10 protein-coding genes are annotated in these 12,953 nt (G+C 66.4%); 4 read left to right on the plus strand and 6 right to left on the minus strand.

Features of this window, described 5'->3' with window-relative positions:
• Positions 1–48: 48 nt before the first annotated feature.
• From U1H99_RS23185 to U1H99_RS23205, 5 genes are all read right to left on the minus strand, one after another.
• Positions 49–1,281, minus strand: a complete 1,233-nt coding sequence (locus tag U1H99_RS23185; RefSeq protein ID WP_323144065.1) for an argininosuccinate synthase — start codon at positions 1,279–1,281, stop codon at positions 49–51.
• An 83-nt stretch (positions 1,282–1,364) separates the two neighbouring features.
• On the minus strand, positions 1,365–2,291 hold the full coding sequence (argF, locus tag U1H99_RS23190; RefSeq protein WP_323144066.1) for an ornithine carbamoyltransferase: 927 nt from the start codon (positions 2,289–2,291) through the stop codon (positions 1,365–1,367).
• A 102-nt stretch (positions 2,292–2,393) separates the two neighbouring features.
• The gene (rsgA, locus tag U1H99_RS23195) at positions 2,394–3,299 is read right to left on the minus strand and encodes a ribosome small subunit-dependent GTPase A (RefSeq protein ID WP_323144067.1); all 906 of its coding nucleotides are present in this window, start codon (positions 3,297–3,299) and stop codon (positions 2,394–2,396) included.
• Positions 3,296–3,628: a 4a-hydroxytetrahydrobiopterin dehydratase gene (locus tag U1H99_RS23200; RefSeq protein WP_323144068.1), complete on the minus strand. Its 333-nt coding sequence runs from the start codon at positions 3,626–3,628 to the stop codon at positions 3,296–3,298. The genes rsgA and U1H99_RS23200 overlap by 4 nt, the downstream gene beginning before the upstream one ends.
• Positions 3,625–4,896, minus strand: a complete 1,272-nt coding sequence (locus U1H99_RS23205) for a M48 family metallopeptidase (RefSeq protein WP_323144069.1) — start codon at positions 4,894–4,896, stop codon at positions 3,625–3,627. The genes U1H99_RS23200 and U1H99_RS23205 overlap by 4 nt, the downstream gene beginning before the upstream one ends.
• 176 nt (positions 4,897–5,072) lie before the next feature.
• Here U1H99_RS23205 and orn point away from each other — a divergent pair, with 176 nt between their 5' ends.
• Both orn and U1H99_RS23215 read left to right on the plus strand, forming a co-directional pair.
• Complete coding sequence (gene orn / locus U1H99_RS23210; protein ID WP_323144070.1) at positions 5,073–5,648, plus strand: oligoribonuclease; 576 nt, start codon at positions 5,073–5,075, stop codon at positions 5,646–5,648.
• A gap of 108 nt (positions 5,649–5,756) precedes the next feature.
• Complete coding sequence (locus U1H99_RS23215) at positions 5,757–8,225, plus strand: hybrid sensor histidine kinase/response regulator (RefSeq protein ID WP_323144071.1); 2,469 nt, start codon at positions 5,757–5,759, stop codon at positions 8,223–8,225.
• A 186-nt stretch (positions 8,226–8,411) separates the two neighbouring features.
• On the opposite strand, the gene U1H99_RS23220 is transcribed toward U1H99_RS23215, so the two are convergent.
• Positions 8,412–9,365: an MBL fold metallo-hydrolase gene (locus U1H99_RS23220; protein ID WP_323144072.1), complete on the minus strand. Its 954-nt coding sequence runs from the start codon at positions 9,363–9,365 to the stop codon at positions 8,412–8,414.
• Positions 9,366–9,513: 148 nt separating this feature from the next.
• On the opposite strand from U1H99_RS23220, the gene U1H99_RS23225 reads away from it, so the two are divergent.
• Entirely contained in the window at positions 9,514–10,716 is a 1,203-nt protein-coding gene (locus tag U1H99_RS23225) for an HPP family protein (RefSeq protein WP_323144073.1), read from the plus strand.
• 44 nt (positions 10,717–10,760) lie between these two features.
• A complete protein-coding gene (locus U1H99_RS23230) occupies positions 10,761–12,926 on the plus strand; it encodes an NHL repeat-containing protein (RefSeq protein WP_323144074.1) in 2,166 nt (721 codons plus the stop codon).
• The last annotated feature ends 27 nt before the right edge of the window (positions 12,927–12,953 follow it).

Genomic DNA, 12,953 nt, shown 5'->3' on the forward strand with positions numbered 1-12,953 from the left:
AGCCACTGGTCACCATGACCAGTGGCTTTCAGCCTTACACGTTCGTGATTACTGCCCGCGCTTTGCCTTCGCCTTCGCAGCAATCCGCATGCGCAGCGCATTCAGCTTGATGAAGCCGCCCGCATCCGCCTGGTTGTAGGCGCCGCCGTCTTCGTCGAAGGTCGCGATGTTCATGTCGAACAGCGAATCGGTCTTCGAATCGCGCGACACCACGATCACGTTGCCCTTGTACAGTTTCACGCGCACCCAGCCGTTCACACTCTTCTGGGTGTGGTCGATCAGCGTCTGCAGCGCGACGCGTTCCGGAGCCCACCAGTAGCCGTTATAGATCAGCGAGGCGTAGCGCGGCATCAGGTCGTCCTTCAGGTGCGCCACTTCGCGGTCCAGCGTGATCGATTCGATCGCGCGGTGGGCGCGCAGCATGATGGTGCCGCCCGGGGTTTCGTAGCAGCCGCGCGACTTCATGCCGACGTAGCGATTCTCAACCAGGTCAAGCCGGCCGATGCCGTGCTTGCCGCCCAGGCGGTTCAGCTCGGTCAGCACCTGGGCCGGGGTCATCTTGGTGCCGTTCAGGCCGACGATGTCGCCGTGCTCGTATTCGATGTCGAGGTACTCGGCCTGGTCGGGCGCCTGTTCCGGCGACACGGTCCAGCGCCACATCGATTCCTCGGCTTCGGCGCTCGGGTTTTCCAGGTGGCGGCCTTCGAAGGAGATGTGCAGCAGGTTGGCGTCCATCGAGTAGGGCGCGCCGCCGTTCTTGTGCTTCATGTCGATGTCGATGCCGGCGTCTTCCGCGTACTTCAGCAGTTTTTCACGCGACAGCAGGTCCCATTCGCGCCACGGGGCGATGATCTTGACGTCGGGCTTGAGCGCATAGGCGCCCAGCTCGAAGCGCACCTGGTCGTTGCCCTTGCCGGTGGCGCCGTGCGACACCGCGTCGGCGCCGGTTTCGTTGGCAATTTCAATCAAGCGTTTCGCGATCAGCGGACGCGCGATCGAGGTGCCCAGCAGGTACTCGCCTTCGTAGACGGTATTCGCGCGGAACATCGGGAACACGAAGTCGCGCACGAATTCTTCGCGCACGTCGTCGATGTAGATGTTTTCCGGCTTGATGCCGAACTTGATCGCCTTGGCGCGCGCCGGCTCAAGCTCTTCGCCCTGGCCGAGGTCGGCGGTGAAGGTGACGATTTCGCAGTTGTAGTGATCCTGCAGCCATTTGAGGATGACCGAGGTGTCGAGGCCGCCGGAGTAGGCGAGGACTACTTTTTTAATGTCGCTCATGGGGTTCCAGTGTTTTGGAGGGGGATATGATGGTCAGCCGGCCCCTGCGGGCCGACGATCAAGCTAAAGCGTGATGATAAAACTTATTTGTCTTCGATGCGACCGAGCAGCAGATATTCGATCAGCGCCTTCTGCACGTGCAGGCGGTTCTCGGCTTCGTCCCAGACCACCGATTGCGGGCCGTCGATGACCTCGGCCGCCACTTCCTCGCCGCGGTGCGCGGGCAGGCAGTGCATGAACAGCGCGTCGGGCGTGGCGCGCGCCATCTTGGCGCCGTCGACGATGAAGCCGTCGAAGGCCTTCAGGCGCTCGGCGTTTTCCTTCTCGTAGCCCATGCTGGTCCAGACGTCGGTGGTGACCAGGTCGGCACCGGCACAGGCATCCGACGGGTTCTCGAACACCGTGTAGTTGCTGGTCTTGACCATGGCCTGGTCGATGTCGTAGCCCTTCGGCGTCGACACGTTCAGGTGGAAGCCAAACACTTCGGCCGCCTGCAGCCAGGAATACAGCATGTTGTTGGCGTCGCCGATCCAGGCCACCGTCTTGCCGGCGATGGAGCCCCGGTGTTCGTAATAGGTGAACACGTCGGCCAGCACCTGGCAGGGATGGTGCTCGTTGGTGAGTCCGTTGATCACCGGGACCCGCGAATGGGCCGCGAAGCGCTCGATGATGTCCTGGCCGAAGGTGCGCACCATGATGATGTCGCACATGCGGCTCATGACCTGGCCTGCATCCTCGACCGGCTCGCCGCGGCCCAGCTGGCTGTCGCGGGTGTTCAGGTAGATCGCGGCGCCACCCAGCTGGTGCATGCCGGCTTCGAAACTCAGGCGGGTGCGGGTCGAGCTCTTTTCGAACACCATGACCAGCGTGCGGTCGACCAGCGGGTGGTACACCTCGTAAGCCTTGAACTTGCGCTTGATGACCTTGGCGCGTTCGATCACGTACTCGAATTCGTCGCGGGTGAAATCGGAGAACTGCAGGAAGTGCTTGATGGGAGTCTGGCCAGCCATAGTCTGTCGAAGTTGCGTGTCGGAGATGCGGTGATCTCCTGAATTATAAGCGGTATCGCTTGTGTTTCAGAAAATAAAAGTTCGGCGCGTCAGGACAGGCGGTTAATACAGCGTCTGCGCCGATTCATGCAGCAGCTGCCCGTACAGCTCGTGTCGCATCTTGCTGATCTTGCCGGCGGCCACCGCGTCCAGGATCGCGCACTGCGGCTCGGCCAGGTGGCGGCAGTTATAGTACTTGCAGCCGCCCAGGTAGGGCTTGAAGTCGACGAAGGCGCGTTCCAGCATGCCTTCGCTCAGGTGGTACAGGCCGAATTCCTGGAAGCCGGGCGAGTCGATGATGGTGCCGTCGCCGCCCGGCAGCTTGTACAGCCGCGTAAAGGTGGTGGTGTGCTTGCCGGTATCCAGTGCTTCCGAGATTTCGCGCACGGCGATGTCGGCGTCCGGAATCAGGAGGTTGACGATGGTCGACTTGCCCATGCCGGACTGGCCGATCAGGATCGAGGAATGGCCTGCCAGCAGCGGCAGCAGGGTGGCGACCGTGCCTGCCGGGTCGGACTTGGCCGAGACTTCGTGCAGCGGGTAACCCATGCCGGTGTACAGCGCCGCACGCTCGCGCGCACGTGCCAGGCCTTCCTGCACGTCGACCTTGTTCAGGATCAGGTGGGCCTCGATGCCTGCCGCTTCGCAGGCGACCAGCGCGCGCGACACCAGGTCGTCGGTGAAGCCAGGCTCGGTGGCGATGACGATGAACAGGCGCGAGATGTTGGCTGCCAGCAGTTTCGATTTGTACTGGTCCGAGCGGTACAGCAGGGTGGTGCGCTCGGCGATCTTTTCGATCACGGCCTGGTCGGGCGAGGTGCGCTTCAGGTGGACGATGTCGCCGACCGCCACGTTGGTCTTCTTGCCGCGCGTGACGCATTGCAGGAACTGGTGCTGGCCGTCGGCCTCGACGTCAGCCAGGTAATGGCGGCCGTGGGCCGCGACGATGGTGCCTTGCAGGTCGCTCATGCGCTCGCCCGTTCCGTGTAGATGGCATCGGCCTTGGCCGCGCAGATGAAGTCGTTTTCGCTGATGTGGTTGCCGGCCGAGTGCGTGGTGAAGGCGACGCCGCAGTGGCGGTAGCTGACCAGCAATTGCGGGTGGTGATCCTGCCCGTGGATCATCCAGGCCAGCGCGTTCACGAAGGCGATGGTCTCGTGGTAGTCGCGGAAGGCGTATTCGCGCTGCAGGTGGTCGTCCTCGACATGCCATGCGGGCACCTGCGGCAGCAGGGCGGCGATGGCAGCATCGTCCAGGGCCGGTGCGCCGTGGCTGCAGTGTCTGGCGAGCAGCTTCATGCGGCCCCCGCCATCTGGTTCTGCAAATGCTGGACCCGTACCCAGGCCGGCGGATGCGAATCGTAGAAGGCCGAATGCAGCGGGTCCGGCGTCAGCGTCGAGGCATTGTCCTCATACATTTTGACCAGGGCCGAGACCAGGTCGCGCGCGTCGCTATGCTGGGCGGCGAAGGCGTCGGCTTCGAATTCGTGCTTGCGCGACGTGAACGAGCCGAGCGGGGCGAACGGGAACAGGAACACCGGCAGCACCAGCATGAACAGCAGCAGGGCCATGGCGTCGTTGGCACCGTTCAGCAGCGGCATGACGCCCAGGCCGGTATAGAACCATTCCTGGTCCTTCAGGTAGCCGAGCAGCGCGAGGAACACCAGCGACAGCGCGAACATCACGGCGATGCGCTTGACGATGTGCTTCAGCTTGAAGTGGCCCAGTTCGTGCGCCAGCACGGCCTCGACTTCCTGGGGCGCCAGGCGCTCGATCAGGGTATCGAAGAACACGATGCGCTTGTTGGCGCCGAAACCCGAGAAATAGGCGTTGCCGTGGGCCGAGCGTTTGCTGCCGTCCATCACGAACAGGCCCTTGGAGGCGAAGCCGGTGCGCGCCATCAAGCCTTCGATGCGCGCCTTGAGGCTGTCGTCGGCCAGCGGCGAGAATTTATTGAACAGCGGCGCGATGACGGTCGGGTACAGCACCATCATCAGCAGCTGGAAGCCGCTCCATACCAGCCACGCGTACAACCACCACAGCGCGCCGGTTCTTTCCATCAGGGCGAGCACGACCCAGACCAGCGGCAGGCCGATAACGGCGCCGATCAGCGCGCTTTTCACCATGTCGCTCAGCCACAGCTTGACGCGCATCTTGTTGAAGCCGAAGCGCTGCTCGAGCACGAACTGGCGGTAGTAGTCGAAGGGCAGGTCGAGCACGCCGGAAACGACGGCAAAGGCGACGACCAGGCCGATCTGGTGCGCCATGCCGGGCCCGAACAGGTGCAGCGACAGGGTGGACAGCGCCTGCAGGCCGCCCAGCAGCGTGAAGCCGATCAGCACCAGGCCGCTCCACAGCGCGTGGAACAGGCCGAAGCGGGTGCGGGCGACGGTGTAGTCGGCGGCCTTGCGGTGGGCCTCGAGCGGGATCTTGGCGGCGAATTCGGCCGGCACGTGCTCGCGGTGGCCGAGCACGTGGCGGGTATGCCGGCTGGCCAGCCAGTAGCGCAGGACCAGGGTCAGCATGAAGAAAAAGACGAACAAAACCGAAAACGCGAATGAAACCATTCTATGCCTGTGAGAAAATCCTAAAACTTCATTTCGGGGTCAGAGCACGGTGTTCACGTTTGTGCTCTGACCCCGACTGATTCTGATTACCGATTCGAATTCGGGGTCAGAGCAGATTGCTGATTGTGCTCTGACCCCGAATTTGAACCCGTTGTTTACTGATTGAAGAGAGAATTATGTCACAACAGAGCACGCCGGCAGCCAACGCCCGCCCGAACGAATTCAACCTGGTCTGGCTCGACATGGAAATGACCGGCCTCGATCCGGACAACGACCGCATCATCGAAGTGGCCGTCGTGGTCACCGACCCGGACCTGAACGTGATCGCCGAAGGCCCGGTGTTCGCCATCCACCAGAGCGACGAGACGCTGGACAAGATGGACAACTGGAACAAGGGCACGCACGGCAAGTCGGGCCTGATCGACCGCGTCAAGGCCTCGACCGTGACCGAAGCCCAGGCCGAGCAGGAACTGATCGCCTTCCTCAAGCAATACGTGCCGGCCAACAAATCGCCGATGTGCGGCAATTCGATCTGCCAGGACCGCCGCTTCATGGCGCGCGGCATGCCGAAGCTGGAAGCCTTCTTCCACTACCGTAACCTGGACGTGTCGACGCTGAAGGAACTGTGCCGCCGCTGGAAGCCGGAACTGGCGTCGGGCTTCAAGAAGGCGCAAAAGCACACCGCGCTGGCCGACATCGTCGAGTCGATCGAAGAGCTGCGTTACTACCGCGAGCACTTCATTAAGCTGTAACAAGTAAAACTGCAAGAACGTGTCGTGCCCAAGTGTCAAAAGACAACACTTTTCACGACACGATGTTGCAATTGTGAATCTACGCGGCAGGTATGCGAAAATCATCCCATGGCTGATATTCTGCGTACCACCGCCGGCGTAGGCGGCGACAGCGAAGCAAGGCGCCTCCTGCGCGAACGTGACTGGAGCGCCACCCCGCTCGGGCCGGCGGACAGCTGGCCGCCCGAGCTGGCCACCGCCGTCTCGATGGTGGTCAGCTCCACCTTCCCGATGTTCCTGGCCTGGGGCTCGGGACTCACCTTCCTGTACAACGACGCTTATATCCCGGTCCTCGGGGACAAGCACCCGGCCGCCTTCGGCGCGCCCTTCCACGAAGTGTGGTGGGAAATCTGGCATGACCTCGGTCCGATCGCCGACCGTGCGCTGTCCAACAAGTCAGCCTATTTCGAAAACATGCCACTGCTGATGGAGCGCAAGGGCTACAGCGAGCAGACTTTCTTCACGTTTTCCTATTCGCCCCTGCAGGATGGCCGTGGCCAGGTACAGGGCATGTACTGCACCTGCATCGAAACCACCGGCCGCGTGCAGGCCGAACGGCGCGCCGCCTTCGAGCTGGCGCTGGCCGACGCGCTGCGTCCGCTGAAGACCAGCGCCGACGTGATCCGCACCGCCAGCACGCTGCTGGGCGAGACACTGGGCGTCGACCGCGTCGTCTATGGCGAGATTGACCTTGCCGGCGGCGCCTTCGTGGTGGAACGCGACTGGCACCGGCCCAATCTGCCCAGCCTGGCGGGCAGCCGCTACGCGTCCGGCGTCTTCGGTCCCGAGGTGGCGCGGGCCGGACGCAGCGGCGAGGTAGTGGCGGTCGCCAACGTCGCCGTCGATAGCCGCACCGCCGCCTTCCGCGATGCCTATGCCGCGCTGGGTGCGGTCGGCTACCTGCTGGTGCCGCTGGTCAAGGCCGGCCAGCTGGTGGCCTTCCTGGCGCTCGCGTGCGGACGTTCGCACCGCTGGAGCGACGTCGAGATCGCGCTGGCGCGCAGCATGGCCGAGCGCCTTTGGACCGCGGTCGACCTGGCACGCGCCCACGCCGCACTGCGTGCGGAGCGCGACCACAGCCAGACCATTTTCGACACCATCGCCGAAGGCTTCGTCCTGATGGACCGCGACTGGACCGTGCTGCAGGTGAACGCCGAGGGCTTGCGCCTGTCGGGACGCAGTGCCGGGCAGGCGCTGGGGCGGCATCACTGGGATGTGTGGCCGGAAGCGCTGGACACCGATGTCGGCCGCATGTACGTGCGGGCGATGAACGAGCGTGTGGCGGGCCGCACCGAGTACCTGCATCCGCTGCCCGGCGGCGGGCAGGTCTGGCTCGAAGTACGCGCGTATCCCTCGCACGACGGCGGCCTGGTCTGCTTCTTCCTCGACATCAGCGAGCGCAAGGCAGCCGAGGAAAAGCTGCGCGCCGCCGACCAGCGCAAGGACGAGTTCCTGGCGATGCTGGCGCACGAGCTGCGCAACCCGCTGGCGCCCATCAGCGCCGCCGCCGACCTGCTGAAGATCGGCCGTCTCGACGAGGCGCGCGTGCGCCACAGCAGCGCCATCATCGGGCGCCAGGTCAAGCACATGACCAGCCTGGTGGACGACCTGCTGGACGTCTCGCGCGTCACGCGCGGGCTGGTCACGCTGGCGCGCGCGCCGGTGGCCGCGCGCACCATCGTCGACGAGGCGATCGAGCAGGTGCGGCCGATGTTCGAAGCGCGCCGCCAGCACCTGGCGGTGGACCTGCCTGACCCGGACGCCACCGTCATGGGCGACAAGGCGCGCCTGGTGCAGGTGCTGGCCAACCTGCTGAACAACGCTTCCAAATATTCCCCCGAGGGCCGCCGCATCGAGGTGGGGGCACGCAGCGACGGCACCCGGCTGCTGCTGAGCGTGCGCGACGAGGGCATCGGCATGGAAGCGGCGCTGACTACCCACGTGTTCGACCTGTTCACCCAGGCGCAGCGCTCGTCCGACCGCTCGCAGGGCGGCCTCGGACTGGGCCTGGCGCTGGTCAAGCACCTAGTCGAGCTGCATGGCGGCACGGTTGCCTGTTCCAGCGCCGGACCGGGACAGGGCAGCCGCTTCGACGTCGCGCTGCCGCTGGCGGACATCATGAAAGAAACCGCCGCCGGTGCGCCCGAAGGCGGCCTGGCGCCGGCCGCCCCGGCGCCGCTGCGCCTGCTGGTGGTGGACGACAACGTCGACGCCGCCGCCACGCTGGGCATGCTGCTGGAAGCCTGCGGTTATGCGGTCGAGGTGGAAAACGATTCGCGCAGCGCGCTGGCAAGGGCGCTGGCCGCGCCGCCGCAGGCGGCCCTGCTCGACATCGGCCTACCCGACATGGACGGCAACGAACTCGCCCGCCGCCTGCGCGCCGATCCGGCCACGCGCGATATGGTGCTGGTGGCGGTAACCGGCTACGGGCAGGAACAGGACCGCAAGGCGGCGCTGGAGGCGGGCTTCGACCATCATCTGGTGAAGCCGGTGGATATGGAGAAGCTGACCGAGGTGCTGGCGGGGATCGGGCGCTAGGGCCCGGATCGAACAACAGAATAGTTGGCTTATGCCCGTCATCCCTGCGAAGGCAGGGATCCAAGTTTGCCTGCGCTGCCAGTAGCACATGCCAACAGCCTGCGATGAACTTGGACCCCTGCCTGCGCAGGGGCGACGTGCACGTGTCGCTGGTACTACCAATGCTCGCTCAGTGCATCCGGAAGCTCAACGCATCTGCGTATAGTTAACCGGAATCCAGCGATACCCCTTGCCCTGGCTGGCGATATGCCCCAGCCCCGGGAACTGCAGGTGCGCGCCGCCGACCAGGTAGCCGTTCTTGGCGGCGTCGTCGAACACCTTCTTGCGCGACGCGTAGGCCGCTTTTTCGTCGCTGTCGAAGCCGATCGTCACCTGCGGATTGTCGAACTGGACCGATGCAACGTGGATCAGGTCGCCGATCAGCACGAGCTTCTGGCCGCCGCTCTCGACCACGTAGGTGGTGTGGCCCGGGGTGTGGCCCGGCTCCGGCAGGGCCGAGACGCCCGGCACCAGCGGGCCGGCGGCGTCGATGGTCTTGAACTTGCCGGCCTGCACGTACGGATTGATCGAGGCCATCGCGCCCTGGAAGCCGCCTTTCTTGTCGGCCGGGGCCTTGTCCATGTTGGCCTTGTTCAGCCAGTAGTCGGCGTCGCCCTTGCCGGCGCGCACGATCGCATTCGGGAAGGTGCGCTGGCCGTTGCTGGCCAGGCCGCCGACGTGGTCGCCGTGCATGTGGGTGATGTAGATCTCGTCGATCTGCTCGGGCTGGTAGCCGGCCGCCTTCAGGTTGTTGACGAACTTGCCGAGCGTCGGGCCGAACAGGGCGCCGGCGCCGCTGTCGACCAGCACCAGCTTGGTGCCGGTATTGATCAGGTAGGCGTTGTCCGAGGTTTCGGTCGGTGCCTTCATGAAATTCTTTTCCAGCGTGGTGCGCGTGAGTTCCGGCTTCTGTTTCAGCAGCTGGTCCATCGGCAGGTCGACGGTGCCGTCGTTGATCGGGGTGACTTCGATGTCGCCGACCATGATGCGGTAGAAGCCGGGGGCCGGGGTCTTCACCATCGGGGCAGCGGCATGGGCCGAACCGGCCAGCAGGGCGGCGGCGACCGCCGCGAACAAGGTGGTCTGGAATGTCTTTTTCATGTTCTTGTCCTTCATGTCGAGAGGGGAGGGTGTTTACGCGATCGCGCTCATCGTACATGAATGCGGGCACGGCCGTCGGCAAGGCTGAAAATTTGGCTTTGGATAAGGGGCGGGTACAATGACCACCCCCGATATCCTCGATTTTCGTATGCTGGACAAAAGTGTGGACTGGCTGCGCACCTTCGTGCCGCAGCCGACGACGATTTCACGCGCCGAACGCGCACGCGCGGTGGCCGGCGCCATGGTCGGCCTGTTCGTGACCTTCATCCTGAGCGAGATCGTGGGCAGCGCCGCCGGCACCATGCCGGCCGCCCTGGTCGCGCCGATGGGCGCCTCGGCGGTGCTGCTGTTCTGCGTGCCGGCCAGCCCGCTGGCCCAGCCCTGGTCGGTGATCGGCGGGAACACCATCGCGGCCCTGATCGGGGTTGCCTGCTACAAGGCGGTCGGCAACCCGGTGCTGGCGGCGCCGCTGGCCGGCGCGCTGGCGATCTTCGTGATGTTCTTCCTGCGCTGCCTGCACCCGCCCAGCGGCGCGGTGGCGCTGACCGCGGTGCTGGGCGGTCCGGCGGTGCAGGCGGCCGGATTCGGCTTCGCGCTGCTGCCGGTGTGCCTGAACTCCGCGCTGATCGTGCTGGTGGCGCTGGTCTACAACAACCTGACCGGACGCCGCTACCCGCATCCGCAGGGCACGGCGCTGCGCAACGTGCACGCCACCCAGGACCCGGTGCCGACCGCGCGCCTCGGCTTCACCAGGGAAGACCTGGACGCGGCGCTGGCGCACTACGGCCAGGTGCTCGACGTCAGCCGCGACGACCTCGAGGAAATACTGATGGAGACCGAAATGCGCGCCTTCGAGCGCCGCTTCGGCGTCGTCACCTGCGCCGCCATCATGTCGAAGGATGCGGTGACCGTGGTGCCGGCGCTGCCGCTGGACGCCGCCTGGCACATGCTGCGCCGCCATCGCCTGCACGCGCTGCCGGTGCTGGACGCCGAGCGCCGTGTGGTCGGCATGATCGGCCAGGACGATTTCCTGCGCCACGTCGGCATCGACGACTACCAGACCCTGCGCGCCCGCCTGCGCGGCCTGCTCGGCCACCTGCTGGGCATCCGCGCCGACCGCCCGGCGACCGTGGCCGAGATCATGCAGTCGCCGGCCAGGACCGTCCGCTTCGACGCGCCGATCGCCGAACTGGTGCCGGTGATGAGCAATCGCGGGCTGCATCACATCCCGGTGGTCGATGCTGACGAGGTGTTCGTGGGGATCGTCAGCCAGTCCGACCTGCTGGCGGCCGTCTATGAAAGCCGTCTGCGCAGCAGGGGTCAGAGCCCGGTTTCGGCGGGTGGGCTCTGACCCCGGTGGTCAGTGGTGCATCCTTATTCAGTTAGCCCAGACGCATGAACCGCAAACCCCTGATCGCAGCGCTCGTATTCGGCGCCGGGCTGGCCGCCGTCGCCGGCCTCTACTTCGTCTTCGACTACCGCCAGCCGCCCACGCCCGGCCGCCCGGTCTGGCTCGCCGCCGAAGCCCCGACCCGGACCGCATGGTCCGCGCGTGTGGCCACGCTGGCCGGCGACGGCATCGAGGGCAGCGCCGACGGTGCCGCAGCGGCCAGCCGCTTCAGCGACCCCTTCGGCACCGCGGTCGACGCCCACGGCAACGTGTACGTGGCCGACGGCAATCGCATCCGCCGCGTCGGCCCGGACGGCGTGGTGAGCACCTTCGCCGGCGGCCGTGCCGGCTTCGCCGACGGCCCGGGCGCCACCGCCGCCTTCGACACGCCGTCGGCGCTGGCCATCGACCGCCTCGGCAACCTGGTCGTGGCCGACACCGGCAACAACGCGATCCGCAAGGTGGCGCCCGACGGCAGCGTGAGCACGCTGGCGGGTGGCGGCGAAGCCGGCTACCTCGATGGCGTGGGGCGCGCCGCCCGCTTCGACGGCCCGGTCGGCGTGGCGGTCGGCCGCGACGGCACGGTCTGGGTAGCCGATACCTACAACGACCGCATCCGCCGCATCGGCCGCGACGGCAGCGTGACCACGGTGGCCGGCAGCGGCACGCCCGCCAGCCTGGGCGGCATCGGCACGGCGGCCGCCTTCGACACCCCGACCGCGATCGCAGTCAGCAAGGAGGGCACGCTGTTCGTCGCCGATACCGGCAACGACGCCATCCGCCGCATCGACAAGGATGGCAGCGTGAGCACGCTGGCGGTGCCGCTTGAAGACGAGCAGGGCGCCAACGTGCAGCGCGCGCTGCTGCGGCGCCCGGTGGCGGTGGCCCTGACCCACGACGGTTACCTGTACATCGGCGGTGCCGGCGGACGCATCGTCCAGCGCGCCCCGGACGGCCACTATCGCGCGCTGGCGGATGCCGACCGCCCGCCGCAGACAAGTTATGCCAGCGACGGCAGCGTGCGCCTGTATGCCCCGCGCGCGATCGCCGTGCGGCGCGACGGTGCGCTGGTGGTGTCCGATGCACAGGCGCTTCGGCTGTTTTCGCTGGCGCCGCCGCGCGCCACATCCGGGGCCACTGCTGCGGCCGCGCCGCGCTTGTCGGCGATGGCGCCGGCAGCCGCCGCGGCGGCAGTGGCGGCCATGCCGTGGCCGGTAGGACCGCAGGGAGAGCCGCACGAAGTCGTCGGGGTGATGGGCGAGGTGCGCGGCAATTACAGTGGCGAGAGCCGCGACCACTTCCACGCCGGCCTCGACATTCGCGCCGACATCGGCACGCGCGTGCTGGCGATCCTGCCGGCGACGGTCAGCGATCCTTATCCGAACTGGGCGCTCGGCGAACTGGGAGAGGGCATGAGCCTGGGACCGCTCAACTATATTCATATGCGCGTGGGGCGCGACAGCGGCGGCAAGGCCCTCGATGGGCGCTTCCAGCTGCTGCGCGGCGCCAACGGCAGCCTGGTGCGCGTGCGCGTGCGGCGCGGCACCCGCTTCGCGGTCGGCGACGCCCTCGGCACCATCAATCCGATGGCGCACGTGCATATGGAGTACCACCCGGGCGGGGCAATGGTCAATCCGCTGACGCTGCCCTTTGTCGGCCTGCGCGACACGGTGGCGCCGCGCATCCAGGGCATCGCCCTGTACGATGCAGCCGGCCGGCGCCTGCCGGCGAAGAAGGACCGCCGGCTGGTGGTGGCGCGCGCGCTCGGCCAGGTCGCGATCGTGGCCGACGTCTACGACCAGATGGACGGCAACCTGGCGCGGCGCCGGCTCGGTCTCTATAAACTGGGTTACCAGCTGCTGCAGGCGGACGGCAGTCCGGTGGCCGGCTTCGAGGCGCCGCGCATCACGCAGGTGTACGACCGCCTGCCGCGCGAGCACGAGGCGGTGAAGCTGGTGTATGCCGACAGCAGCGGCATCACGGTGTACGGCAGCAAGGCGACGCGCTTTGCGTATGCCGTCAACAACACCTTGCAGGGCGGGGTGGCGCTGCCCGGCAGCTGGCAGGTGGATGCGCTGGCGCCGGGCGACTATATCCTGCGCATCTACGCCGCGGATTATGGCGGGCAGGTGGCGCTGGAGGGGCGGGATCTGGCGATTACGGTGGAATGAGTGGTGGTGGCTGGGTAGCGCGGCTGA

It is taken from the genome of Massilia phyllosphaerae (assembly GCF_034659755.1).
Lineage (GTDB): Bacteria > Pseudomonadota > Gammaproteobacteria > Burkholderiales > Burkholderiaceae_D > Telluria > Telluria phyllosphaerae.

Coding starts and splice junctions, on each gene's coding strand:
- U1H99_RS23185 (WP_323144065.1), bottom strand. CDS start 1,281: ATGAGCGACATTAAAAAAGTAGTCCTCGCCTACTCCGGCGGCCTCGAC.
- argF (WP_323144066.1), bottom strand. CDS start 2,291: ATGGCTGGCCAGACTCCCATCAAGCACTTCCTGCAGTTCTCCGATTTC.
- rsgA (WP_323144067.1), bottom strand. CDS start 3,299: ATGAGCGACCTGCAAGGCACCATCGTCGCGGCCCACGGCCGCCATTAC.
- U1H99_RS23200 (WP_323144068.1), bottom strand. CDS start 3,628: ATGAAGCTGCTCGCCAGACACTGCAGCCACGGCGCACCGGCCCTGGAC.
- U1H99_RS23205 (WP_323144069.1), bottom strand. CDS start 4,896: ATGGTTTCATTCGCGTTTTCGGTTTTGTTCGTCTTTTTCTTCATGCTG.
- orn (WP_323144070.1), top strand. CDS start 5,073: ATGTCACAACAGAGCACGCCGGCAGCCAACGCCCGCCCGAACGAATTC.
- U1H99_RS23215 (WP_323144071.1), top strand. CDS start 5,757: ATGGCTGATATTCTGCGTACCACCGCCGGCGTAGGCGGCGACAGCGAA.
- U1H99_RS23220 (WP_323144072.1), bottom strand. CDS start 9,365: ATGAAAAAGACATTCCAGACCACCTTGTTCGCGGCGGTCGCCGCCGCC.
- U1H99_RS23225 (WP_323144073.1), top strand. CDS start 9,514: ATGCTGGACAAAAGTGTGGACTGGCTGCGCACCTTCGTGCCGCAGCCG.
- U1H99_RS23230 (WP_323144074.1), top strand. CDS start 10,761: ATGAACCGCAAACCCCTGATCGCAGCGCTCGTATTCGGCGCCGGGCTG.